Origin of the sequence: Rhodococcus sp. NPDC058639 (assembly GCF_042717545.1) — a bacterium.
Classification (GTDB): Bacteria; Actinomycetota; Actinomycetes; order Mycobacteriales; family Mycobacteriaceae; genus Rhodococcus.
On sequence record NZ_JBHXRF010000004.1, the window covers coordinates 118,213 to 142,325 of the forward strand.

The 24,113-nt window shown below is 69.9% G+C and carries 25 protein-coding genes; 9 read left to right on the forward strand and 16 right to left on the reverse strand.

Going from position 1 to position 24,113, the window contains the following annotated elements; all coding sequences use genetic code 11:
* Positions 1-75 precede the first annotated feature (75 nt).
* Positions 76-513 (reverse strand): MarR family winged helix-turn-helix transcriptional regulator, encoded by a 438-nt coding sequence (locus ACFWU2_RS08820; protein ID WP_378604060.1) that lies wholly within the window; start codon positions 511-513, stop codon positions 76-78.
* Between the two features lie 89 nt (positions 514-602).
* Here ACFWU2_RS08820 and ACFWU2_RS08825 point away from each other — a divergent pair, with 89 nt between their 5' ends.
* Positions 603-791: a hypothetical protein gene (locus ACFWU2_RS08825; protein ID WP_378604063.1), complete on the forward strand. Its 189-nt coding sequence runs from the start codon at positions 603-605 to the stop codon at positions 789-791.
* A complete protein-coding gene (locus ACFWU2_RS08830; protein WP_378604066.1) occupies positions 788-2,209 on the forward strand; it encodes an MFS transporter in 1,422 nt (473 codons plus the stop codon). Before ACFWU2_RS08825 ends, ACFWU2_RS08830 begins: the two co-directional genes overlap by 4 nt.
* Before the next feature lie 73 nt (positions 2,210-2,282).
* On the opposite strand, the gene ACFWU2_RS08835 is transcribed toward ACFWU2_RS08830, so the two are convergent.
* Positions 2,283-2,720, reverse strand: coding sequence for a GNAT family N-acetyltransferase (locus ACFWU2_RS08835; protein ID WP_378604070.1), 438 nt, complete (start codon positions 2,718-2,720; stop codon positions 2,283-2,285).
* Positions 2,721-2,890: 170 nt separating this feature from the next.
* Between ACFWU2_RS08835 and ACFWU2_RS08840 the strand changes: the two genes are divergently transcribed.
* The gene (locus tag ACFWU2_RS08840; protein WP_378604073.1) at positions 2,891-3,382 is read left to right on the forward strand and encodes a hypothetical protein; all 492 of its coding nucleotides are present in this window, start codon (positions 2,891-2,893) and stop codon (positions 3,380-3,382) included.
* Here the strand turns inward: ACFWU2_RS08840 and ACFWU2_RS08845 are convergent.
* The gene (locus tag ACFWU2_RS08845; RefSeq protein WP_378604076.1) at positions 3,379-4,125 is read right to left on the reverse strand and encodes an SDR family NAD(P)-dependent oxidoreductase; all 747 of its coding nucleotides are present in this window, start codon (positions 4,123-4,125) and stop codon (positions 3,379-3,381) included. The genes ACFWU2_RS08840 and ACFWU2_RS08845 overlap by 4 nt on opposite strands.
* Positions 4,126-4,214: 89 nt before the next feature.
* On the opposite strand from ACFWU2_RS08845, the gene ACFWU2_RS08850 reads away from it, so the two are divergent.
* The gene (locus ACFWU2_RS08850; protein ID WP_378604079.1) at positions 4,215-4,610 is read left to right on the forward strand and encodes a PPOX class F420-dependent oxidoreductase; all 396 of its coding nucleotides are present in this window, start codon (positions 4,215-4,217) and stop codon (positions 4,608-4,610) included.
* Between the two features lie 15 nt (positions 4,611-4,625).
* Here ACFWU2_RS08850 and ACFWU2_RS08855 read toward each other — a convergent pair whose 3' ends face one another.
* Positions 4,626-5,756, reverse strand: coding sequence for a M24 family metallopeptidase (locus tag ACFWU2_RS08855; protein WP_378604082.1), 1,131 nt, complete (start codon positions 5,754-5,756; stop codon positions 4,626-4,628).
* Positions 5,757-5,791: 35 nt separating this feature from the next.
* On the opposite strand from ACFWU2_RS08855, the gene ACFWU2_RS08860 reads away from it, so the two are divergent.
* Positions 5,792-6,775, forward strand: a complete 984-nt coding sequence (locus ACFWU2_RS08860; protein ID WP_378604085.1) for a 5'-3' exonuclease H3TH domain-containing protein — start codon at positions 5,792-5,794, stop codon at positions 6,773-6,775.
* A 15-nt stretch (positions 6,776-6,790) separates the two neighbouring features.
* On the opposite strand, the gene ACFWU2_RS08865 is transcribed toward ACFWU2_RS08860, so the two are convergent.
* The 7 genes from ACFWU2_RS08865 to pafA all read right to left on the reverse strand — a co-directional run bounded on the left by ACFWU2_RS08865 (position 6,791) and on the right by pafA (position 15,367).
* A complete protein-coding gene (locus ACFWU2_RS08865; protein WP_378604088.1) occupies positions 6,791-7,606 on the reverse strand; it encodes a DUF4333 domain-containing protein in 816 nt (271 codons plus the stop codon).
* A 131-nt stretch (positions 7,607-7,737) separates the two neighbouring features.
* Positions 7,738-10,494 carry a DEAD/DEAH box helicase gene (locus ACFWU2_RS08870; RefSeq protein ID WP_378604093.1) on the reverse strand — a complete coding sequence of 919 codons (2,757 nt, stop codon included), beginning with the start codon at positions 10,492-10,494 and terminating at the stop codon, positions 7,738-7,740.
* On the reverse strand, positions 10,491-11,420 hold the full coding sequence (gene tatC, locus ACFWU2_RS08875) for a twin-arginine translocase subunit TatC (RefSeq protein WP_378604096.1): 930 nt from the start codon (positions 11,418-11,420) through the stop codon (positions 10,491-10,493). The genes ACFWU2_RS08870 and tatC overlap by 4 nt, the downstream gene beginning before the upstream one ends.
* A gap of 108 nt (positions 11,421-11,528) precedes the next feature.
* Positions 11,529-11,810: a Sec-independent protein translocase subunit TatA gene (tatA, locus tag ACFWU2_RS08880; RefSeq protein ID WP_378604099.1), complete on the reverse strand. Its 282-nt coding sequence runs from the start codon at positions 11,808-11,810 to the stop codon at positions 11,529-11,531.
* A gap of 122 nt (positions 11,811-11,932) precedes the next feature.
* Positions 11,933-12,913: a helix-turn-helix transcriptional regulator gene (locus ACFWU2_RS08885; protein WP_378604102.1), complete on the reverse strand. Its 981-nt coding sequence runs from the start codon at positions 12,911-12,913 to the stop codon at positions 11,933-11,935.
* Positions 12,910-13,941 (reverse strand): helix-turn-helix transcriptional regulator, encoded by a 1,032-nt coding sequence (locus tag ACFWU2_RS08890; protein ID WP_378604105.1) that lies wholly within the window; start codon positions 13,939-13,941, stop codon positions 12,910-12,912. The genes ACFWU2_RS08885 and ACFWU2_RS08890 overlap by 4 nt, the downstream gene beginning before the upstream one ends.
* 67 nt (positions 13,942-14,008) lie before the next feature.
* Complete coding sequence (gene pafA / locus ACFWU2_RS08895; protein WP_378604108.1) at positions 14,009-15,367, reverse strand: Pup--protein ligase; 1,359 nt, start codon at positions 15,365-15,367, stop codon at positions 14,009-14,011.
* A 61-nt stretch (positions 15,368-15,428) separates the two neighbouring features.
* Here pafA and ACFWU2_RS08900 point away from each other — a divergent pair, with 61 nt between their 5' ends.
* Positions 15,429-16,913, forward strand: a complete 1,485-nt coding sequence (locus tag ACFWU2_RS08900) for a phosphatase PAP2 family protein (RefSeq protein ID WP_378604111.1) — start codon at positions 15,429-15,431, stop codon at positions 16,911-16,913.
* Here the strand turns inward: ACFWU2_RS08900 and prcA are convergent.
* The 5 genes from prcA to arc all read right to left on the reverse strand — a co-directional run bounded on the left by prcA (position 16,898) and on the right by arc (position 22,303).
* Positions 16,898-17,710 carry a proteasome subunit alpha gene (gene prcA / locus ACFWU2_RS08905; protein WP_378604114.1) on the reverse strand — a complete coding sequence of 271 codons (813 nt, stop codon included), beginning with the start codon at positions 17,708-17,710 and terminating at the stop codon, positions 16,898-16,900. The genes ACFWU2_RS08900 and prcA overlap by 16 nt on opposite strands.
* Entirely contained in the window at positions 17,707-18,561 is an 855-nt protein-coding gene (gene prcB / locus ACFWU2_RS08910; RefSeq protein WP_378604117.1) for a proteasome subunit beta, read from the reverse strand. Before prcB ends, prcA begins: the two co-directional genes overlap by 4 nt.
* Complete coding sequence (locus ACFWU2_RS08915; RefSeq protein WP_072698184.1) at positions 18,558-18,749, reverse strand: ubiquitin-like protein Pup; 192 nt, start codon at positions 18,747-18,749, stop codon at positions 18,558-18,560. Before ACFWU2_RS08915 ends, prcB begins: the two co-directional genes overlap by 4 nt.
* A 154-nt stretch (positions 18,750-18,903) precedes the next feature.
* A complete protein-coding gene (gene dop, locus ACFWU2_RS08920) occupies positions 18,904-20,397 on the reverse strand; it encodes a depupylase/deamidase Dop (RefSeq protein ID WP_378604122.1) in 1,494 nt (497 codons plus the stop codon).
* Between the two features lie 121 nt (positions 20,398-20,518).
* Entirely contained in the window at positions 20,519-22,303 is a 1,785-nt protein-coding gene (arc, locus tag ACFWU2_RS08925) for a proteasome ATPase (RefSeq protein WP_378604125.1), read from the reverse strand.
* A 187-nt stretch (positions 22,304-22,490) separates the two neighbouring features.
* On the opposite strand from arc, the gene ACFWU2_RS08930 reads away from it, so the two are divergent.
* From ACFWU2_RS08930 to ACFWU2_RS08940, 3 genes are all read left to right on the forward strand, one after another.
* Positions 22,491-22,982, forward strand: coding sequence for a nuclear transport factor 2 family protein (locus ACFWU2_RS08930; RefSeq protein WP_378604128.1), 492 nt, complete (start codon positions 22,491-22,493; stop codon positions 22,980-22,982).
* 81 nt (positions 22,983-23,063) lie between these two features.
* Positions 23,064-23,582 carry a MarR family winged helix-turn-helix transcriptional regulator gene (locus ACFWU2_RS08935; protein ID WP_378604131.1) on the forward strand — a complete coding sequence of 173 codons (519 nt, stop codon included), beginning with the start codon at positions 23,064-23,066 and terminating at the stop codon, positions 23,580-23,582.
* Complete coding sequence (locus ACFWU2_RS08940) at positions 23,579-24,082, forward strand: SgcJ/EcaC family oxidoreductase (protein WP_378604134.1); 504 nt, start codon at positions 23,579-23,581, stop codon at positions 24,080-24,082. Before ACFWU2_RS08935 ends, ACFWU2_RS08940 begins: the two co-directional genes overlap by 4 nt.
* Positions 24,083-24,113 lie beyond the last annotated feature (31 nt).

Sequence of the window (24,113 nt, forward strand, 5' to 3'; positions counted from 1 at the left end):
GGCGTCGTACTCCATTGTGTGTGACGGCCCCTCGGTCGGCCGCCCGGCAGGTCTCGACCAGGCGGAGGATTTGCCCTAGACGTCGGTGGACATGACGTTGGTGGACATGCTGTGCAGTATGCCGGGTAGCTGCCCCAGCGTGGCTGCGGGCAAGTCGCGAACCGTTTCCTCCGCGAGGGTGACCCACAGCTTGCGGATCTGCTCGACAAGCGCCTTGCCGCTGTCGGTCAGTGCCACGCGGGTGGCGCGTTTGTCGGCCGGATCGGGGGTGCGCCGGATGTGGCCGGAGGCCTCCAGCTTTCGACTCATCAGGGTGACGCTGGGCGGCTCGCAGCCCAGCGCCTCGCTGAGCTGAGCCTGGATCATCGGGCCGGTCCGGTCGAGTTCGAGCAGCACAGCCTCTTGACCGGCGTGCAGGCCGAGCGGGGCCAGCAACTGCGCAGCCCGGGCACGGTGTCGCAGACTCAGCAGGCGAATTGCCTGATTGAGGGCTTCGGCGTACTCGCGATCCATAACCACACTCCTTGACAAACCCATTCGTTATGCGCATAAGATTATGCGCATAACCATCATGCAACTCTACACAGAATCGAGCAGTCGACATGACGGTGAAGGTTGCGATTTTCTGCTATAGCTCGACGGGCACTGTTCACGCCTCCGCCGAGGCCATCGACCAGAACCCCAGAGGGCATCGGCATCGCGACGCCACCCGCTCGGTGCCGGTCGCCCAGCTCGACGACCTCGCCTGGGCCGACGCGTACCCGTTCGGCACGCCGACCCGGAAGCAATGACGAATACCCGCGCCGACAGCGCGATCGAGCCGAACACCCACTCGGCCCGGCTCGTTCCGGCGCTGGCGTGCGCTTGCCAATTCATGGTCGTTCTCGACGTGTCGATCGTCAACGTCGCGCTACCGGCGGTGCAGCGGGACCTCGGGTTCACCGACACCGGACTCGTCTGGGTGGTGAACGGCTACGTCCTGGCGTTCGCCGGATTCATGCTCCTGGGCGGGCGCGCAGCCGACCTTTTCGGTCACCGCCGCGTGCTGGTGGCCGGGCTCGCCCTGTTCTCCCTGGCCAGCCTGGTCGCGGGCCTGGCGACCACCGCGGAGGTACTGGTCGCCGCCCGCATCGCGCAGGGTCTCGGTGGCGCACTGCTGGCCCCGGCCACCCTCGCCGTGATCAACACCTGTTTCCCGGAGGGGCCGCAGCGCGCCCGAGCCTTCGGAGCATGGTCCGCCTCCGGTGGCGTCGGCGGCATGGTCGGTGCGGTTGCCGGCGGTGTGCTGACGACCGGATTGTCCTGGCGGTGGGTGTTCCTGATCAACGTACCGGTCGGGGTGGTGCTGATCGTGGTGGCGACGACGTCGCTGACCGCGCAGCCCGGTCGCCGCGAACCGCTGGATCTGGCCGGTGCGATCACCGGTACGGCCGGGCTCGCGGCACTGATCTACGGCGTCATGCAGACCGCCGACCATTCGTGGGGATCGGCGCAGGTGCTCGTCCCCGTCGGGGCCGGCATTGTCCTGCTGCCGATCTTCCTGGTAGTGGAGAAGCGTTGCGCCGCGGCACCGATGATGCCGCTGCGGCTGTTCGGCCACCGCAGCGTGGCGGTCGGCAACGCGATGTTGTTCCTGTTCGGTGGCATCGCCATCGCGATGTGGTTCTTCACCTCCCTCTTCATGCAGAACGTGCAGGGCTACAGTGCGCTCGACGCCGGGCTGGGGCAGACGCCCGCCGCGGTCGTGTTCGTGGTGGTCGCACGGTTCGCCGTCGGCCGGCTGCCGAAAACCGGCGTGCGCCTACTGACATCTGTGGGGTGCGCGTGCTTCGTCGCCGGGTTCGCCTGGCTCTCGCAGGCGGGCGTCGGCAGCCACTACGTGGCGAGCGTCCTGGGCCCGACCCTGCTCGTCGCGATCGGCATCGGTCTGGTCTTCCCGACGTTGATGGCGTCGGCGACCGCCGGCGTCGAGCAGCGCGACATCGGTATCGTCGGTGGTCTGGCCAACACGGCGGGCCAGGTCGGCGGTTCGGTGGCATTGGCGGTGTTCGCGACTGCGGCTGCTGTCCGCGCCACCTCGCACAGCAGCGGCAGTTCCTCGCCCGAGGCTCTAGCCTCCGGGTACGAACTGGTCTTCGCCCTGGCGGTCGGCGTCGCCCTGGCGATCGCCTCGGTCAGCGTGCTGTTGCCCAGGCGGCAGCGGAGCTGACCGCGACGACCGGAGACATCCATCGCCGACATGAAGAGCCCCCACAGGAAATCGCGACACGACGGCCCCGAGATCACCGCGAAATGTAGAGCCGCTCGATCGGTCTGGTTCCGTCGGACATGATCCAGTCCGCGGGTCGCCGCTCGAGCAGTGTCCAGCCGGTGCGCTCGTACAGTGCGATCGCCGTCGTGGACTGCTCGATGACGTCGAGTCTCAGGACGCCCCGCTCGCGCGCCTTTCCCAGCAGACGTTCCCCGACGTGCGACCCCCTGGCATCCGGTCGCACGAACAGCCGGGATACCCACACAGCGTCTTCGCGCCCGACCAGAGCGAGGTGTCCGGCGATCCGCCCCGCCTGCTCGGCGATCCACGCGGTGTCGAGATCCGCGGGGCTCAGCCACTCGACCGGATCGTCGGGCCAGCGATGGGGGTAGCCGTCCGCCGTGTGAACCTCGGACAGCGCCTCGACGCACTGTGCGAGGTCTCCCGGGCGACGGAGACGGATATTCACCGGCCGAACGCTACCTCTGTGCATCCCCGGCTGCGAATCGCCGGCGGGCGGCGCTGCACGCCGATAGGCTGCTCCCGCAGGCACTTCGGGGGCTTCCGCGCCTGCGAGACCGGATCGGCCGGAGCCCTGGCCCCCACGCTCCGGCCCACTGACACGAACGGTGGCCGACGATGCATCTGACGCACCCGATCGGTCGCGGCCTGCACCGGCTCTCACGCCGGATGTATCGCGGCGGGCGGCCGGGCCCGGTCACCCGCATCATCAACCGGCTCACCGCACTGCAGTACTCGGCGGGTGTGTTGTCACCGCGCTACACGATGACCCTCGAAGTGGCCGGACGTCGCACCGGCCGCCCGGTGATGCTGCCCGTCGTGGTCGCCGCCTACGGCGGCGACCGGTATCTGGTGTCCATGCTCGGCTCCGACGTCAACTGGGTGCGCAACGCGCGGGCCGCCGACGGGCGCGCCGTACTGCACCGCCGCGGAAGCCACGCCGTGGCACTCGAGGAGATCGCCCCGGGCGAGCGGGCCCCCATTCTGCGCCGCTACCTCGACATCGCCCCGGGTGCGCGGCCGCACTTCCCGATCGACCGGCGCGCGACCCCCGCCGAGTTCGCCGCCGTTGCCGACCGGTACCCGGTCTTCCGGATCCACGCCGTCTAACGCGGCAGTCGCCGCCAGATCGCCCGTGGCAGCAGCCGCATCCCGAAGAACACCGGACGCAGCAGGGCGGGCACCCACACCTCACCGCGACCGCGGCCCAGGGCGCGCACCACCGCGTCGGCGACCTGCGGTGGGGTACTCGAGAACGGTGCCGGACTCATCCCCTCGGTCATCCGGCCGATCACGAATCCGGGCCGCACCAGGAGCAACGACACTCCGCTGCCGTGCAGCGCGTCCGCCAGCCCCGACGCGAACCCGTCCAGACCTGCCTTCGCCGAGCCGTACACGTAGTTCGCGCGGCGCACCCGCACACCCGCCACCGACGAGAACACCACCATCCGTCCCGATCCCTGCGCACGCAGCAGGCTCGCCAGCCGGGTCAGCAACGCGACCTGCGCCACGTAATCGGTGTGCACGATCGCCGCCGCGTGCGCGGCATCGGTTTCGGCGCGGGCCTGGTCGCCGAGAATCCCGAACGTGAGTACCGCGAGATCGATCGGCCCGTGTGCGGCAACCAGGTCGTCGAGCATCTGCTGGTGGGTGCCGAGCGCGTCGGCGTCGAATTCCGCGGTGTGCACGGCGACGGCACCGGCGGCCAGCACCGACTCCCGGGGTCCGGCCAGGTCGTCGGCGCGACGCGCGGCAAGAATCACGGTGCGCCCCGGTGCGAGCCGGCGAGCCACCTCCACTCCGATCTCGCTGCGGCCCCCGAACACGACGACGGTTCCCTGTGCGCTGTTCATTCCGCCAGTGTCGCGGGAACAGGTTGCGCAGGTGTCGCCGGGTCCCCTCGTTCCGCGGCGGCGGCCCCCGGCCCTCTAGGCTTCCGGGCATGGTTCACACCCCCGACGCGCTCGGCGACCGTGCCCTGCAATTCCTGTCCGAATACCACCTCGGCACCCTCACCACGCTGCGGTCCGACGGCACCCCGCACGTCGTCGCGGTGGGATTCACCTGGGATCCCGACGCGCGGGTGGCGCGGGTGATCACCAACGCCGGGTCGCAGAAGGCCCGCAACGCCGCCCGCGGCGGCTACGGGGCGGTGTCGCAGGTCGACGGGGGTCGCTGGCTCACCCTCGAAGGTCCCGCGCGGGTCCGCGACGACGCCGACGCCGTCGCCGAAGGGGTCTCCCGCTACGCCCGCCGGTACCGGCAGCCGCGGGAGAACCCGACCCGGGTGGTCGTGGAGATCGCCGTGGCCCGCGTGATGGGGTCGGTGCTGGACTGACCGGCGCGCACGGTCTCAGGCGGGCAGCACCGTCAGGCCGTGCGGCCGCAGATTCACCGACTCGCAGCCGTCTGCGGTGACCACCACGATGTCTTCGATGCGTGCCCCCCACTGTCCCCGGAAATAGATGCCCGGTTCGATGCTGAAGGCCATGCCCGGCTCGAGCGTCTCGGTGTTGCCCCCGACGATGTACGGCTCTTCGTGAACCGACAGGCCGATGCCGTGCCCGGTCCGGTGCACGAACACCTCCCCGAGCCCTTCGGCGGCGAGCAGATCGCGCGCGGCGGCGTCGACCGCTTCGGCGGTGACCCCGGGGCGCACCGCGTCGACCGCGGCCTGCTGCGCCGCTTCCAGCACCGCGATCTGGGCGGCGATCGCCGGGTCGGGCTCGCCGATGCTGTAGGTGCGGGTCGAATCGGAGTTGTAGCCGGGCTCGACGGGACCGCCGATGTCGATGACCACGATGTCGCCGGGTTCGATGACCCGATCGGACACCTCGTGGTGCGGGTCGGCGCCGTGCGGGCCCGATCCGACGATCACGAATGCCGCCTCGGTGTGCCCCTCCTCGAGGATCGCGGCGCTGATATCCGCGGCGACCTGCGCTTCGGTGCGACCGGCCCGCAACCACTCCCCCATGCGGGCGTGCACGCGGTCGATGGCGGCGCCCGCGCGGCGCAACGCGTCGATCTCGTCGGCGTCCTTGAGCATCCGCAACTGCCGGATCACCGGGGTGGCGAGGACCGGGGTGCCGCCGAAGCGGGCGGCGAGCGGCACCAGATGCAGCGCCGGCATCGCCTCGGCGACCGCGACCGCGGACGCACCCGGCAGCAGCTCGGCGACCAGCGCATACGGGTCCTGTCCGTCGACCCAGTCGCGGACCGGCACGGCGAGTTCGGCGACCGCCGACTCGTTGAGGGACGCCAACTCGAGGCGCGGCACCACCACGGTGGCAGCCGACCCGTCGGTGGGGATCACCAGGCAGGTCAGGCGTTCGAACGACTCGGCGCGTGAACCCACCAGGTACCGCAGGTCCGGTCCCGGGGTGATCAGCAACGCGTCGAGCCCGGCGGCGGCCCCCAACTCGGCGGCGCGAGTCAGGCGTGTTCCGTAGCGGGCGGCGGGAAATCGGGAGTCGGCGGTGCTCATGATCCCCAGCGTATCGGTCGCGCCCGGATGGCAGGATGTGGTCCGTGACCCCATCCGAGACGTCCCCGCCGCCGACCGCCCCGCAACCGGTGGTGCTGCTGCTCGACGGTGCCAGCCTGTGGTTCCGGGCCTTCCACGCGTTGCCCGAGTCGATGACCGCGCCGGACGGCACGCCCGTCAACGCGGTCCGGGGTTTCGTGGACATGGTCGCGTCGCTGATCCGCCGGCACCGGCCCAGTCGCCTGGTGGTGTGCCTGGATCTGGATTGGCGCCCCGCGTTCCGGGTCGCCGCGGTGCCGAGCTACAAGGCACATCGCGTCGCGGCCGGGTCCGACGGCACCGTCGAAGAGGTGCCGCCCGCATTGCTTCCGCAGGTCCCGGTGATCCTGGACCTGCTCGCCGCCGCCGGGATCGCCACCGGCGGCGCCGCCGGATTCGAGGCCGACGACGTGCTCGGCACCCTCGCCGCGCAGGAACGCACCGACCCGGTGATCGTGGTCAGTGGTGACCGCGACCTGCTGCAGGTCGTCACCGACACACCGGTGCCGGTGCGGGTGCTGTACGTGGGCCGCGGGCTGGCGAAGGCGGAACTGTTCGGTCCCGCCGAGGTCGCCGACCGCTACGGTGTTCCGGCCGACCGCGCCGGCGTCGCCTACGCCGAACTGGCCGTGCTGCGCGGCGACCAGTCGGACGGGTTGCCCGGCGTCAAGGGCGTCGGCGAGAAGACCGCCTCCGGATTGCTCATGCAGTACGGATCGCTCGCGGCGGTCCGCGCGGCGGTCACCGACGAGACGTCCCGGCTCTCGCAGGGCATGCGGGCGAAACTCGCCGCAGCCGCCGACTACCTCGACGCGGCGCTTCCGGTGGTGCAGGTCGCCACCGACGCGCACGTGCAGATGTCGCGGCCCGACGTGTTGCCGCCGGCCCCCGCCGACCCGGACCGGCTCGACGAACTGGCGCGCCGCTGGGGTGTGGAACGGCCGGTGACTTCGCTCGTCGCGGCGCTCGCCGGACAGTGACCCGCGGCGGCCCGGTCAGTTGGGGCGGCTGACCTCGTAGGTGCCCGCGTCGTCGGTGAAGGTCAACGTCACCGAGCGGTACTGGCCGTCGACGGTGACGGTGCACGTGAAACTGTTGCCCGCCTCGACTTCCTGCCCGGTCGGACAGGACACGTCGCCGACCTCGGTGGCGCCGTACGACTCGGTGAGCACCTTCGCCACGCCCGCCTCGGCGGCTGCCGCGTCGAGGGTGGTCTTGGCGCCGAGGGTCGCGACTGCGATCACCGCGCCGATGACGAGGACGAGCGCCACGACGCCGATGATGATCAGCGGCATTTTCGATTTCCTCGGCGGCGGAGTGGGCTGGCCCCACTGCTGCGCGCCGGCGGGCGGTGGCCCCCACTGCTGTCCGGCCTGCGGCGACGGGGGCTGGCCCCACTGCTGCGCCCCTCCGGGCGGCGGACCCCAGCCGAGAGTCGCGGCCGGTCCGGGCTGCGGTGCGCCCCACCCCGGCTGTCCGGGCTGCGGCCCCCAGCCCTGCGGGCCGGGTTGCTGCGGAGACTGTTGCTGGGGCGCCGGGACTGGACTCCAGGGCTGCTGCGGCGGACCGCCGGGCGGTCCCCACTGCCCCGCGGAAGCACCGGGCTGGGCGCTGCCCGGCTGCCACGGCGACGGGCCGGGATTCGGCTGGGCGGGTTGCTGTCCCCAGCTACCGGGCGGGGGCGGTGGTGCCCAGGATTGTCCGCCGGGAGCGGCGTCCCACGCCCGGCCGGAGGCCGGGTTCGCCCACGGATCGGCCGGTCGGGACGGTTGCTGTCCGTCCGGGTCCTGCGGTTCGTTCGGCCCGGTCATCGTCGCCTCCAGCTGCCCTTCACGTGTCGTCTCACCGTAGCGCCACCGGACCCTGTGGCACCGGTACGGCAGCGCGTATCAAATCACACCACCCGGACCGGTCGCGCCCCGGAGGGTCGCGGCGCCGACGCTCACGCCGCGGCCGGATCGATGGCGACCACCCCGCGCCGGATCGCCCCCACGGCCCGGCCTGCGGTACGCACCAGTTCCGGGTCGTCGGCGCAGGTCCGGACCTGGTCGAGGATGTCGATCAGCTGCCGGCACCACCGCACGAAATCGCCCGGGGACAACTCCCGGCCCGCGACGTCGGCCGCGATCAGCGCCTCGGCGAGCGAACCGGAGTTCGCCCAGGTGTACGCGGCGGTGACGAATCCCAGGTCGGGTTCGCGGGTGGGCGGCAACCGGTGCCGCACCTCGTCGGTCCGCAACGTGTCGCACATCCGGATCGTCTCCGCGAGCGCGGTGCGGATCGGCCCGGTCGGGCCACGCACGGTGACCACGTCGTCGGTGCGCGACTCGTAGATCACCGACGACGCCACCGCCGCCAGTTCGGCCGGGGACAGCCCTGCCCAGATGCGGTGCCGGAGGCATTCCGCGACCAGCAGGTCGGCCTCGGCGTACACCCGGGCGAGCCGGTCGCCGGCGTCGGTGGTCTCGGGGTCGTCGCCGCCGGTGAGGTAGCCGCGTTCGGTCAGGAGCGCGACGATCCGTTCGAACGTGCGCGCCAGCGAATCGGTGGTCGCCTCGGCGCGGCGCCGCTGCTGCTCGGTTTCGCGCAGCAGACGGTGGTACCGCTCGCCGAGCCGCGCCAGCGACTCGAGGTCGGGATCGTTGCGCGCCGGGTGGCTGCGCAACCGGCGCCGCAACGCGTCGATCTCCCGGTTGTGTCCCTTGGTTTTGCCGCGCTTCGGGCGGCGCGGTGCCGACAACCCCTTGGACCGCAGCGCCGACGCGATGTCGCGGCGACCGCGTCCGGTGCGATGGTCGATGTGCCGGGGCAGCCGGAGCCGTCCGAGGACTTCGGCCGGTGACGGGAAATCGCTCGGCGACAACCGTCCGGACCACCCGTCGGTGGTGACGACCGTCGGACGCGGGTCGGTGACGTCCTGATCGGGGATGACGACGACGGCGAGCCCGGTGCGTTTCCCTGCCGGCACGGTGATGATGTCGCCTGCCCGTAACCCGACGAGCGAGGCCACCGCCGCCTGGCGGCGGTCCTGCCGGCTGCGTCGTTCGTGCTCACGCTCGGCGGCGGTCAGATCCGCGCGCAAGGTCAGGTAGTCGAGGATCTCGCTGTCGGCGCCGCCGAGTTGTTCGCGCAGCTTCGCCAGCGTCGCCTCGTTGCGTTCGATGCCGCGGGTCAGGCCGACCACCGATTTGTCCGCCTGGAACTGCGCGAACGACATCTCGAGCAGTGCCCGGGACCGGTCCACTCCGACCGCGTCGATGAGGTTGACCGCCATGTTGTAGGACGGCCGGAACGAACTGCGTAGCGGGAAGGTGCGGGTGGACGCGAGACCGGCGACGGTCGTCGGCTCGACACCGGGCTGCCACAACACCACGGCGTGGCCCTCGATGTCGATGCCGCGGCGCCCGGCACGGCCGGTGAGCTGTGTGTATTCACCGGGGGTCAGCTCGGCGTGGGTTTCGCCGTTGAACTTGACGAGTTTTTCGAGCACCACACTGCGGGCCGGCATGTTGATGCCCAGCGCGAGGGTTTCGGTGGCGAACACCGCGCGTACCAGGCCCCGGACGAACAACTCTTCGACGGTGTGCCGGAACGCCGGCAGCATGCCCGCGTGGTGCGCGGCGATACCGCGTTCGAGGGCCGTGCGCCACGTGCTGTAGCCGAGGACCTCGAGGTCGGCGGCGGGCAACTCGCGGGTGTGCTCGTCGACGATCCGGCCGATCTCGGCGGCTTCCTCGTCGGTGGTCAGATGCAGCCCGGACCGCAGGCACTGCAGTACGGCGGCGTCGCACCCGGCGCGGCTGAACACGAACGTGATCGCCGGCAGCAACCCGTCGCGGTCCAGCCGGGTGATGACGTCGGGGCGCGGCAGCGGACGGAAGTTGCGTGACCCGAAGCCGCGGCCTCCCCGGCCCTGCCATCGGTCCGCGCCGTCGGCGCTCAGCCGGCGGCGCACCGCGGCGAGCAGTTCGGGGTTGACGACGATGCCGCGGCGGCGTTCACGTCTCGGCAGGTCGGCGGGTTCGGCGGTGGTGTCGAACAGGTCGTAGATCCGTGGCCCGACCATCATGTGCTGATGCAGCGGGATGGGTCGCACCTCGTCGACGACGACGGTGGTGTCGCCGCGCACGGTGGTCATCCAGTCCCCGAATTCCTCGGCGTTCGAGACCGTCGCGGACAGGCTCGCCAGCCGCACGTCCTCGGGCAGGTGCAGGATCACTTCCTCCCACACCGCGCCGCGGAATCGGTCGGCCAGGAAATGCACCTCGTCCATCACCACGTGCGTCAAACCGATCAGCGAGGTCGACGACGCGTAGATCATGTTGCGCAGCACCTCGGTGGTCATCACCACCACCGGCGCATCCGCGTTGATGGACTGGTCACCGGTGAGCAATCCCACGGCGCCCTTACCGTGCCGGGCACACAGATCGGCGTACTTCTGGTTGCTCAGCGCCTTGATCGGAGTCGTGTAGAAGCATTTGCTGCCGCCCTGCAACGCCAGGTACACCGCGAACTCGCCGACCACGGTTTTCCCCGCGCCGGTCGGCGCGCACACCAGCACCGAATGGCCGTCCTCGAGCGCGCGGCACGCGTCCTGCTGGAACGGGTCGAGGGGGAAGTCGAGTGAGGCGGCAAAATCGGTGAGCCGGGGGCCGGGGCCCTGCGGGACGACCGGTTCCACGCGCGGGTTCTCACTCACAGGGTGTCCGAGTAGTCGGGCCGGGCCGGGGCGGACGGTTCGACCGGTGCCGGTGCCGGGATGGTGGAACCCTCGTCGTCGTCGAGGTCACCCCAGCCTTCCGCGCGACGACGGCGCGCACGGCGCCGGTCGGTGATCCGGGAGACCTGGATGGCCACTTCGAGCAGCAACGTCAGCGCCATCGCCAGGGCGATCATCGAGAACGGATCCTGGCCGGGGGTGGCGATCGCGGCGAACACGAACATCGCCATGATCAGGCCGCGGCGCCACGCCTTGAGCTTCTCGTACGGCAGCACACCCACCGCGTTGAGGGCGACGATCACCAGGGGAATCTCGAAGGACACCCCGAAGATCACCAGCAGATTGATGATGAAACCGAAGTATTCGGAACCGGACAGGGCCGTGACCTGCACGTCGTTACCTACGGTGAGCAGGAACGACAACGCGTGCGAGACCACCAGGTAGGCCAGCACCGCGCCGGCGACGAACAGCACCGCCCCGGAGACGACGAACCCGATCGCGTACCGCCGCTCCTTGCTGTACAGGCCGGGAGTGACGAACGCCCACAGCTGATAGAGCCAGACCGGGCAGGCCATCACGATGCCCGCGGTCATCGCGACCTTCAACCGCAACATGAACTGTTCGAACGGGCCGGTCGCGAGCAACCGGCAGGCCCCGTCGGTGCTCAGGTCCGCGCGCGACGACGGCGGTAGCGCACAGTACGGTCCGCGCAGGATCTCACCGAGGCTGTCGAAGCCGAACACGCCGCGGCTGTACCAGAGGAACCCGAGGATGCTGGTGAGGAGCACCGCGGCGACCGCGATGAGCAGCCGCGTGCGCAGTTCGTACAGGTGCTCGACCAGCGACATCGTGCCGTCGGGATTGGTCTTGCGCCGACTGCGGCGGGGATCGAACGGGATGCGCACGGTGCGGTTCTCAGCTCCTGATAATGGCCGCCGGGGTTCGAAATCCGGGCCCCTCGGGACCAGCGGAACCGGGACACCCGTGTGGGTGCCCCGGAGGGGAGAGCACGGTCAGTAGGACCGCGGTTCGCTGTGAGGCGCGGTCTGCTGCTGCGGCGGAACGACGGTGGGCTCCACCGGCTGCGGCTGCTGCACCGGCGGCAGGGGCTGGACCTGCGGCTGCTGCGGCGCGGCGGAACGCGCGTCGTCGTTCTGCATTTCCTTGACTTCGCTCTTGAAGATTCGCAGCGAACGACCCAGACCGCGTGCGGCGTCGGGCAGCTTCTTCGAACCGAACAGGATCACCACGACCAACGCGACGATGGCCCAGTGCCACGGGCTCATTGCACCCATTTACAACCTCCACAAATCGGCTGGTGTCGATACTACCGGACCCGTACAGCCCGTTTTCGCGGGTGAACCGAATCCGCAGGGAGTTTGCAGAAGGTTCACACGAACGTTTCCTTTCGGCGCGGTCACGCGGGCCGTCCCGCGTCGTCGAGCGCCGCATACGCCTCGAGGGCCTCACCGGCGCGAGTCCGCACCGCGGACACCAACTCCGCGGGCGCGAGGACCGTCACGCCGCTCCCCAGGCCCACCAGCAGCCGCACCATCCAGTCCCGCGACGCATATCGCAGTACCGCCTTGCAGCTACCGTCCGGGAACACCTCCACGTCGGTGAGCGGGTAGTAGTCCAGCAGCCATGCGTAGCCCGGTTCGAGACGCAGCCGGGCGGCGGGCAGCGCGGGGTCGCCCTCGAACAACTCCAGGTGCTCGTCGCCGCTCAGCGCCTGCTGCGGCGGCTGCGCCGCCTCGGCGAGCACCGTCGCCTCGTCGATGCGGTCGAAGCGGAACAACCGCACTCCCTCGGCGGTGCGGCACCAGGCCTGCAGATAGGTGTGCTCGTCGATCAGCACGATGCGGATGGGGTCGACGACACGTTCGGACACGGTGTCGCGGGAGGCCGAATAATAGGTCAGGTGCAGCGCCCGGCCGCGGCGCACCGCATCCCGCACCCGTCCCGCCACGGGATTCTCCGTGACCGCGGCACCGGCGCCGTCCGAGGTGTGCGCGGTCGCGGCGGTGCCGGCGGCCGCTTCGATCTTCGCGATCGCCGATTGCGCCGCCGCGGGTTCCACCACACCGGGCATCTCCAGCAGCGACCGCAGCGCGACGAGCAGCGCGGTCGCCTCGGTGGAGGTCAACCGCAACGGCCGGTCGATGCCGGCGGTGAACGTGACGACGATGCTGTCTTCGGAGAACGACAGGTCGATCAGATCACCGGGTCCGTACCCGGGCAGCCCGCACACCCACAGCTGGTTCAGGTCGTCCATGATCTGTTTGGGAGTGACCCCCAGGTCGCGGGCCGCCTCCGCCGCACTGATCCCCGGGTGCGCCTGAAAATAGGGCACCAGGTTCAGCAACCGGGCCAACCGCCCGGACAGTCGTGCACTCATGGTGCGTCGTCCCCCTCCGTGTCGTCCCCCTCCGTGGCGTCACCGACCACCCGTGCCAGGATGCGTTGCACCTCGGCCCGCAATTCCGCCGGTTCCAGCACCAGCGCGTCGGCGCCCTGCCCGGCGATGATCCGCCCGATCCATTCCCACGACCGCACCGGCACCTCGAGAACGCTGCCGTCGCGGGGGGCACTGCCGTCGTGGCCACCGATCTGCCGCTGCTCGATCTCGTCTCCGAGGCGGCGCAACTCGTAGGCCTTCCCGGCCGCCACCCACACCCGCGCCGAGCCGGAGATCTCCCCCTGGCTGGTGGTGGCGAGCACCCGGGCCCGCAGGTCGATTCCCGCCGGGATCTGTACCGCCCCGGCCGGACCGATCGCGGTGACATCGTCGCCGATGCGGGAGAGCCGGAACGTGCGCGGCGCATCCCGATCGCGGTCGTGGCCCACCAGATACCACCGGCCGTGCACCGTCACCACTCCCCACGGGTCGACGGTGCGGGTGGTCCACGGTTCGGTGGGCGAACTGCGGTGCGAGAACCGCACCGCACGCCGCGCATCGATCGCCGCGAGCAGTTCCTGCAATGCCGGTTCCGAACCGCGGGCCCGCGCCGGGATCGGCGCGACCGTCCCCGGATCCACGTCGACCTGCACCCCCGCGGCCCGCAACTTCAGCAACGCGCCCTGCGCCGCCGAGGTCAGTTCGGGCGACTCCCACAACGCGGACGCCACCGCGACCGCGGCCGTTTCCTCACGAGTCAAGTCGATTTCGGGCAATTCGTACGCGTCCCGGTTGATGCGGTAGCCCTCGACGGTGGAGAACCGGGACGGCATCCCCGTCTCGAGCGGCACCCCGAGATCGCGCAGTTCGTTCTTGTCGCGCTCGAACATCCGGCTGAACGCCTCGTCGCTCGCGCACTCGGAGTACCCGGCCACCGACGTACGGATCTTCTCCGCTGTCAGGAACTGCCGGGTGGACAGCAACGCGATGACCAGATTGACCAGCCGTTCGACTTTCGAGATCGCCACGGCCCAACCCTAATGCCCCACCGCCCCGGCGCCGCCCCGGAATGTTCCACCGGAGAGCGCAGAACCGTCACATCGACGCGATGAGCCGCTCCACCCGCTCGTCCACGGACCGGAAGGGGTCCTTGCACAACACGGTGCGCTGCGCCTGATCGTTGAGCTTGAGATGCACCCAGTCGACGGTGAAGTCGCGGCCCGCGGCCTGCGCCGCGGCGATGAAATCGCCGCGCAGTTTCGCCCGGGTGGTCTGCGGCGGGGTGTTGACCGCCGCCTCGACCGCCTCGTCGTCGGTGGCGCGTGCCGCCAGGCCCTTGCGTTGCAGCAGGTCGAAGACCCCGCGGCCGCGTTTGATGTCGTGATACGCCAGGTCCAGTTGCGCGATCTTGGGATCGGACAACTCCATGCTGTACCGGTCTTGGTAGCGCTGGAACAGTTTGCGCTTGATCACCCAGTCGACCTCGGTGTCGACCTTCGCGAAATCCTGCGATTCGACGGCGTCGAGCACCCGTCCCCACAGGTCGACCACCTGCGAGACGTACCGATCCGGTGTGCGGGTGTCGAGGTACTCCACCGCACGCGCGTGGTATTCCCGCTGGATGTCGAGGGCGCTGGCCTGCCGGCCACCGGCCAACCGGACCGGTCGCCGACCCGTCAGGTCGTGGCTGACCTCGCGGATCGCGCGGATCGGGTTGTCCAGCGCGAAGTCGCGGAACTGCACCCCCGCTTCGATCATCTCCAGCACCAGTGCCGCCGACCCCACCTTGAGCATCGTGGTGGTTTCGGACATGTTCGAATCGCCCACGATCACGTGCAGGCGGCGGTACTTTTCGGCGTCCGCGTGCGGCTCGTCGCGGGTGTTGATGATCGGGCGGGAGCGGGTCGTCGCCGACGACACCCCTTCCCAGATGTGCTCGGCGCGCTGCGACAGGCAGAACGTGGCGGCCTTCGGGGTCTGCAGCACCTTCCCGGCCCCGCAGATCAACTGCCGGGTCACCAGGAACGGCAGCAGCACATCGGAGATCCGGGAGAACTCCCCCACGCGTGCGACCAGGAAGTTTTCGTGACAGCCGTAGGAGTTGCCCGCGGAGTCGGTGTTGTTCTTGAACAGGTAGATGTCGCCGCCGATGCCCTCTTCGGCGAGCCGCTGCTCGGCGTCGACAAGCAACTCTTCGAGCACCCGCTCCCCGGCATGGTCGTGTTCGACGAGCTGGAGCAGGTTGTCGCACTCGGCGGTGGCGTATTCCGGATGCGACCCGACATCGAGATACAGCCGCGCACCGTTGCGTAGGAACACGTTGGAGCTGCGCCCCCAGGACACGACCCGCCGGAACAGGTAGCGGGCCACCTCGTCCGGACTGAGCCTGCGGTGCCCGTGAAAGGTACACGTGACGCCGAACTCCGTCTCGATACCCATGATTCGTCGCTGCACACTTCGACAGTACCGCGCGGGTCCGACCACCATGGGTCGCAACGACATCTACGGTCAAGGTGTGACCCTTCGCGAGCGCCGCCGGTCCGCCGACCGGGCCCTGTTCCACCGCAGCGGAGCGCTGCGCGCCTCCCCCGCGGATCCGTTCTTCCGCGACCTGGGGCGCGCTGCGAACCACAGCGTGCTGTGGATGGGGTGCGCCGCGGTGTGCGCGGCCGCCGGTGGACGCGCCCGGCGTGGCGCCGTCCGGGGCCTGTTGTCGGTCGCCGCGGCCAGCGGCCTCGCCAGCGGCGTCCTCAAACCGCTGTTGCCGCGGCGGCGTCCCCCTGCGCGCACCGACCCGAAGTTCTCCCGCCGGATCGTGCCGACCCCGCGGTCCTCGTCCTTCCCGTCCGGGCACGCGGCATCGGCCGCGGCGTTCGCGACCGGGGTCGCCCTGGAATCACCGGTCGCGGGTGCCGTGCTCGCCCCCGTCGCCGCGGCGGTCGCCTACTCCCGTGTGCACACCGGGGTGCATTGGCCCAGCGACGTGGTGGTCGGCGCCGCGGTCGGTGCGGCGGTGGCGTTGTCGACGCGCCGCTGGTGGGCGGTGCGCGACGACGAGCCCGCCGCGGTCCGCACCGAGGTCGCCGCCCCCGCCCTCGACGGCGGCGACGGCTTGCTGCTGGTGGTCAATCCGGGTGCCGGGAGCAGCGACGAGACCGCAGAGTTGTTGCGGCAGGGTCTTCCCCGCGCCGAGCAGGTCGCGCTCGGCACCGACCCCGACCCGGCCGGTCGACTCGACACGCTCGTCGCCACCCACCGGCCCCGGGCATTGGGCGTGTGCGGCGGCGACGGCACCGTCGCCGCGGTCGCGGCTGCGGCACGGGCACACGACCTGCCGTTGGCAGTGTTCGCCGGGGGCACCCTGAATCATTTCGCGCGGGATCTCGGCTCCGACGACCACACCGCCACCATGCGGGCGGTAACCGGCGGGCACGCCATCGCGGTCGGACTCGGCGAAGTCACCGTCACCGGCGCGGCCGGCACCAGCACCCGAGTGTTCGTCAACACCGCCGGCATCGGCGGTTATCCCGACGCGGTGCGGCTGCGGGAACGATGGGAACCGCGCATCGGCAAGTGGCCGGCGGCGGCACTGGCGATGATCGAGGTGTTGCGGACCGCGGAACCGATGCGGGGCCGGCTCGACGGCGCCCCGGCGGCCTGGTGGCTGCTGTTCGCCGGAAACGGCCGGTACACACCCCGTGACCAGGTGCCGATGTCGCGGACGGCGCTCGATACGGGCACTCTCGACGTCCGGTATCTGAGCGCGGACCGCCGCTGGTCGCGGGTACGGATGCTCTACGCCGCAGCCACCGGGACGCTGGGGGCGTCCCCGGTGTACCGGCAGTACGACACCGCCACCCTGACGGTGCGCGTCGACGGACCCGCGGTGGCATTGGCCACCGACGGAGAAGCGCCCGGCGACGGCACCGTCTTCGGTTTCCGGGCGCTACCGTCCGCGTTGCGGGTGTACCGGCCGCCGGCCGATCAGTCCGTGCCCTGACTCGACGTGCTGTCCGGGCCGGAGTCGGACTCGCCCGCACCGGACTCGCCGGTGCCCGATTCGCCGGTGCCGGATTCGGTACCGGTACCGGTACCGGCGGGCAGCAGTGCCTCGAGCGCAGCCCCGGAGATCCGGCGGAACGCCCGGCGTGGCCGCGCCCTCTCGAGCACCGCGACCTCGAGTTCACCGCGGCCCAGGGCCCGCGGCGTCGCGTCGTTGCCGACCGGCTGCTGCAGGGCCCGCACCGCCACGCCCACGGCGTCCTCGAGCGACAACCCGGGACGGTACGACGACCGCAATGCCGTGAGGATCGGTTCGGTATTGCCCCCCATCACCACGAACTGCGGTTCGTCGACGATCGAGCCGTCGTAGGTGATCCGGTACAGCTGCGACACCTCGTCCCCCTCGGCCCGAGCCACCTCCGCCACACAGATCTCCACCTCGAACGGCTTCGGCTGATCGGTGAAGATCGACCCGAGGGTCTGCGCGTAGGCATTCGCGAGCGCCCGCCCCGTCACATCCCGCCGGTCGTACGAATAGCCGCGCATGTCGGCGTGCATGATGCCGGACCGGCGCAGGCTTTCGAACTCGTTGTACTTGCCCACCGCGGCGAACCCCAGCCGGTCGTACAACTCGCTGATCTTGTGCAGCGCCTTCGACGGGTTCTCCGCGACGAACAGCACACCCTCGGAGTAGATCAACGCGATCACGCTGCGGCCCCGGGCGATGCCCTTGCGCGCGAGCTCCGAGCGGTCGCGCATGATCTGCTCGGCCGACGCATAGTAGGGAAGCGTCACAGGTCACCTCCAGCGGTACGTTCGGCCACGATCTCCCGGGCCAGCGCGGACAACGTTTCCTCGGGCACCTCCACGGCGCCCGCCGCGGTGATCACCACCGCGGTCGGATAGATCCCGCGGGTGGTGTCCGGACCCCCGGTGCCGGTGTCGTCGTCGGCCGCGTCGTACAACGCCTCCACCGCGTTGCGCAGCGCCGCCGGCTCGTCCGCCTCCGCCCGGTACAACTTCTTGAGCGAGGACCGGGCGAACAACGATCCGGACCCCACCGCGTGGTATCCAGCCCGTTCCTCATACCTGCCGCCGACCACGTCGTACGACACGATCCGGCCGGCGCGCGTCGCGTCCGTCGCATCCAGATCGAATCCGACGAGCAGCGGCACCACGGCCAGGCCCTGCATGGCCGCACCGAGGTTGCCGCGCACCATCGACGAGAGGCGGTTCGCTTTGCCGTCGAAGGTCAGCGGTACGCCCTCGATCTTCTCGTAATGCTCGAGTTCGACCGCGAACAGCCGCACCAATTCGACCGCCAGCCCGGCGGTACCGGCGATACCCGCCGCCGAGTACGAATCGGTGACGAACACCTTCTGCACGTCGCGGGAGGCGATCATGCTGCCCATGGTGGCCCGGCGATCCCCGGCGATCAGTACGCCACCGGCGAAGGTGAGCGCGACGATCGTGGTGCCGTGCGGTGCCATGTCCACCCGGTCAGCCGCTTCGAACCGGAACCGGTTCTCCGGGAGCAGCTCCGGAGCGTGGATCCGCAGGTGATCGGAAAACGAGGACAGAGGTGACGCGAGGTGCAGCCGGGGCTGCACCTCGCGAGAAGAAAACGACGACCGGTCCGCTGTCACTGGCCACCCTTCTGTACGTATGCCCGCACGAAGTCCTCGGCGTTCTCCTCGAGCACGTCGTCGATCTCGTCGAGAAGATCGTCGGTATCCGAAGCGAGCTTCTCGCGACGTTCCTGACCGGCACCGCCGTCGCCGACGCCCTCGTCGTCGTCTCCGCCGCCACCGCGTGTGGTCTGCTCTTGCGCCATAGCCGCCGACCTCCTCCTGTATCCGTGCGATTCCCGTCACCGGTCGACGATCGGTGTGGCCACCGCTACTTCAGACCCCCACCCTACCGAGCCGCACCCTTCCGGGGCGGCGACACGACGAGGCTCGCGTGCTCACCGTCCCGGTGGGCCGTGGTCAGTGCGTGAGCTGATCGACCAGTTCGGCGGCCGACTGCGCATTGTCGAGCAGTTCCCCCACATGGGCGCGGCTGCCCCGCAACGGTTCGAGGGTGGGGATGCGGACCAGCGACTCCCCACCGAGATCGAAGATGACCGAATCCCAGCTCGCGGCGGCGATGTCGGCACCGAACCGGCGCAGGCACTCGCCACGGAAGTAGGCCCGGGTGTCCGACGGTGGGGTGTGCACCGCGTCGAGCACCTGCTGTTCGGTGACGAGCCGCTGCATCGACCCCCGCGCCACCAGCCGGTTGTAGAGCCCCTTGTCGAGTCGCACGTCGGAGTACTGCAGGTCCACCATGTGCAGTCGCGGCGCCGACCACGCCAGGTTCTCGCGTTGCCGGAATCCCTCGAGCAACCGCAGCTTCGCCGGCCAGTCCAGCAGATCCGCGCACTCCATCGGGTCGCGTTCGAGCAGGTCCAGCACCATCGCCCACTTCTCGAGAATGTCGAGAATGCGCTTGTCGTCGGTGCCGTCGTGGAACCGCGCGGCCCGCTCGTGGTAGATCCGTTGCAGCGCCAGCCCGGTCAGCTCCCGGCCGTCCGTCAGCGCGACGGTCTTGCGCAGCGTCGGATCGTGGCTGATGTGGTGCACGGCGGTCACCGGACGGGCGAGCTGCAGGTCGCTCAGGTCCACGCCCGCTTCGATCAGGTCGAGCACCAATGCCGTGGTTCCCACCTTGAGGTACGTCGACATCTCCGCCAGATTGGCGTCGCCGATGATCACGTGCAGCCGCCGGTACTTGTCGGCGTCGGCGTGCGGTTCGTCCCGGGTGTTGATGATGCCGCGCTTGAGGGTCGTCTCGAGACCCACTTCCACCTCGATGTAATCGGAGCGCTGCGACAGCTGGAACCCGGCCTCGTCGCCGTTCTGGCCGATCCCGACCCGGCCCGACCCGCAGATCACCTGGCGGGAGGCGAAGAACGGCGTCAGGCCCGCCACGATCGACGAGAACGGCGTCTGACGTGCCATCAGGTAGTTCTCGTGGGTGCCGTACGAGGCGCCCTTGCCGTCGACGTTGTTCTTGTACAGCTGCAGTCGCGGTGCGCCGGGCACGCTCGACGCGTGCCGGGCGGCAGCTTCCATCACCCTCTCGCCGGCCTTATCCCAGATCACCGCGTCGAGCGGGTCGGCCACTTCGGGGGCGGAGTATTCGGGGTGGGCGTGGTCGACATACAGCCGGGCCCCGTTGGTGAGGATCATGTTCGCGGCGCCGACCTCGTCGGCGTCGATCACCGGGGCGGGACCGTTGAACCGGCCCAGATCGAAGCCGCGGGCGTCGCGGAGGGGGGATTCCACCTCGTAGTCCCAGCGGGTGCGCTTGGCGCGTGGCACCCCTTCGGCGGCGGCGTAGGCGAGCACCGCCTGGGTGGAGGTGAGAATCGGGTTCGCTGTGGGGTCGTGAGGCGAAGAGATCCCGTATTCGACCTCGATACCGATGATCCGCTGCATAGCGTCGAGCCTAGGCGATGCGGGTGCGTGCGGCGTCGGGACGCCGATCCGGTGAGCCGAGGGCCGGTGCCCGCACGTGGCGGGCACCGGCCCTCGGTGCCGATCGGGACTGTCTGTGTTCCTACAGGTACTGACCGGTGTTCGACTCGGTGTCGATCGCCCGGCTGGCGCTGGCGTTCTTGCCGGTGACCAGCGTGCGGATGTACACGATGCGTTCGCCCTTCTTGCCCGAGATCCGGGCCCAGTCGTCCGGGTTGGTGGTGTTGGGCAGATCCTCGTTCTCCGCGAACTCGTCGACGATCGAGTCGAGCAGATGCTGCACCCGCAGACCCGGCGCGCCGGTCTCGAGCACCGACTTGATCGCGTACTTCTTGCCGCGGTCGACGATGTTCTGGATCATCGCGCCGGAGTTGAAGTCCTTGAAGTACAGGACTTCCTTGTCGCCGTTGGCGTAGGTGACCTCGAGGAAGCGGTTCTCCTCCGACTCGGCGTACATGCGGTCGACGACCCGTTCGATCATCGCCCGGATGCACGCGGCGCGGTCGCCGCCGAATTCGGCGATGTCGTCGGCGTGCACCGGCAGGGTCTCGGTGAGGTACTTGGAGAAGATATCCAGTGCCGCTTCCGCGTCGGGCCGCTCGATCTTGATCTTCACGTCCAGTCGGCCGGGCCGCAGGATCGCCGGGTCGATCATGTCCTCACGGTTGGACGCGCCGATGACGATGACGTTCTCGAGCCCTTCGACGCCGTCGATCTCGCTGAGCAACTGCGGCACGACGGTGGTCTCCACGTCGGAGGACACCCCCGACCCACGGGTGCGGAAGATCGAATCCATCTCGTCGAAGAACACGATCACCGGGGTGCCCTCGGACGCCTTTTCCCGCGCCCGCTGGAAGATCATCCGGATGTGCCGCTCGGTTTCACCGACGAACTTGTTGAGCAGTTCGGGGCCCTTGATGTTGAGGAAGAAGGACTTGGCGTCCTTGGAATCCTCGCCACGGGCCTCGGCGATCTTCTTCGCGAGAGAGTTCGCGACCGCCTTGGCGATCAGCGTCTTTCCGCAGCCGGGCGGTCCGTACAGCAGCACCCCCTTCGGGGGCCGCAGCGAGTACTCGTGGAACAGGTCCTTGTGCAGGAACGGCAGTTCCACCGCGTCGCGGATCTGCTCGATCTGCCGGCCCAGGCCACCGATGTCGCCGTAGTCGACGTCCGGGACCTCTTCGAGCACCAGGTCTTCGACCTCGGCCTTCGGCACGCGTTCGAAGGCGTATCCGGCCTTGCTGTCGACGAGCAGGGAGTCGCCCGGCCGCAGCTTGAAGTTGTCCGGCCCGTCGGTCTCGTCGGTGTTCGTGGTGCTCGCCGGGTCGAGGGTGCGGGCCGCCGCGGCAGCCAGCGGCGCGGCCAGCCACACGACGCGTTCCTCGTCGGCGTGCCCGACCACCAGTGCGCGGCGCCCGTCGTCGAGCAGTTCGCGCAAGGTGGTGATCTCGCCGACGCGCTCGAACTCGCCCGCTTCGACGATGGTCAGGGCTTCGTTGAGCCGTACGGTCTGCCCGGGACGGAAGTCGTCGAGTTCGAGATTCGGCGAAACCGCCACCCGCATCTTGCGGCCCGAGGTGAACACGTCGACGGTGTGGTCGTCGTAGGTCTCGAGCATCACTCCGTAGCCGCTGGGCGGCTGTCCGAGCCGGTCGACTTCCTCCCGCAGCGTGATCAACTGCTGCCGGGCGTCCTTGAGGGTCTCGAGCAGCTTGCCGTTGCGCACGGTGAGGGACTCGAGGCGAGCTTCGAGGTCGCGTACCCGATCGGACGGTTCGGCGAGCATGCGGCGCAGCGTGGCGACCTCCGCGCGCATTTCTTCGATCTCCCGTGCCGCCGCAACCGCATCCGGATTCTGTGAGTTCATGAGCGACTCCCTCCACTGTGGTCATTCCACGCTACCGGGCGTTGGCCGAATGTGTACGACGACACGAATTCGTCGGGTACCGAACAGGTGTCGGTGTGCTCGACCGGTACATCCCCGACACGCAGCCAGTGCTGTTAGGCTTTCCTAACTATCTTTTTTTGCCCCGTGTCCCGAAAGGACCTCCCCCGTGACCACCCGCACCCTGTGGACCGCCGCTGCCGTGGCCGCCCTGGCACTGCTGCCCGCCTGCTCCGATTCGTCGTCGGATACCGACACCACCGACACCACCGCCACCACAGCCACGAGCACGAGCACCACCACCGCGACCACTGCCGCCGCGGCCCCGGTCGACGCCGCGGTCCTGCAGCAGTCGGTGGACGTGTTCTTCGACCCCGCCGCGAGCACCGACGACCGCGTCGCCGTCGTCGAGGACGGCGACGAGCACCGCACCGAACTCGACCAGTTCACCGGCGTGCTCGCCGGCTACCCGCTCACCGGCACCGTCGGCGAGGTCACCGTCGTCGACGACGACACCGTCACCGCGGACACCGAGGTCGCCGGACCGCACGGCGGCGCCCCCATGCCCCTTCAGTTCAGCCTCACCGACGACGGCCGCTGGGTCCTCGACGACGACGCCGCCTGCTCGATCCTGGAAATGGGCCGCATCACCTGCAGCTGAGTACGGCTGCCTGTGGGGTTGACAGACCGATCGGAGGCAGTAAAGCTATTCGCTTAGATTCTAAGCGAATAGGTGAGATGGATGGCTCGACGGACCGACGCAGACCTGGCGCAGTCGACGCGCCGGCACAGCACGGCCACGGTGCTGTACCACCATGCGATGGCCGAGCGGCTCGGGCTCGGGCCCTCCGACCACAAGTGCCTCGACCTGCTGCTCCAGCACGGCGAGCTCACCGGCAGCCGCCTTGCCGCGATGACCGGGCTCACCACGGGCGCCGTCACCGGAGTCGTCAACCGATTGGAGTCGGCCGGCTTCGTGCGCCGCCGTCCGGACCCCACCGACGGACGACGGCAACTCCTGACGCCCGTCCCGGAGCGGGTCGCGGAGCTCGTTGCCGTCTTCGAGGACAACGGCCCGGCTCTCGACCGCCTCACGGACGGCATGACCCCGGACCAGGTCGACGCAGTGCTGACCTTTCTGTCCCGGGCGACCGATGAGCTCGAGGAGCGCACGACCCGCCTCCGTGGCCTTGCGCTCCTCCGAGGCGCAGGCCGCGCCGGGCCCACCCACCCGCGGCAGGCGAAGGAGGAAGCCCGATGACGGTCGTCACCCGAACTGCGGATGCGAGGCTGAACGAACTGTTCGACCGGATGTGCGCCGCCTGGACAGCAGGCGACGCGGCCGCCTACGGGGCGTGCTTCACCGAGGACAGCGACTACGTCTCCTACGACAGCACTCACGCGCGCGGTCGGAAGGACATGGTCGACAACCACGACCGGCTGTTCAGGGGCGTCCTGAGCGGCTCCGCACTCGTCGGCCGCGTCGAGTCGACCCGTTACCTGAGTCCCGACGTCGCGCTCCTGCACGCGACCGGCTCCGTGCTCATGCCCTGGCGGGCCCACTTGCCGAAGCGGCGGCTTTCGCGCCAGACGCTCGTCGCGGTGAAGGAGGACGGCGCCTGGCGGATCGCCGCGCTGCACAACGGGCGGGTCAGACCGGTCGGCATCCCGGAGCCGGGTTCCATGCCGTCCCGGATGTCCCGGGCGATGACGGCGGTGGCCCGGGCTCTCGGGATCGGTCACCACCTCGGCGAGCGTTGAGTACGGCTGCAGCCGACCCGGCTGTCGGCTC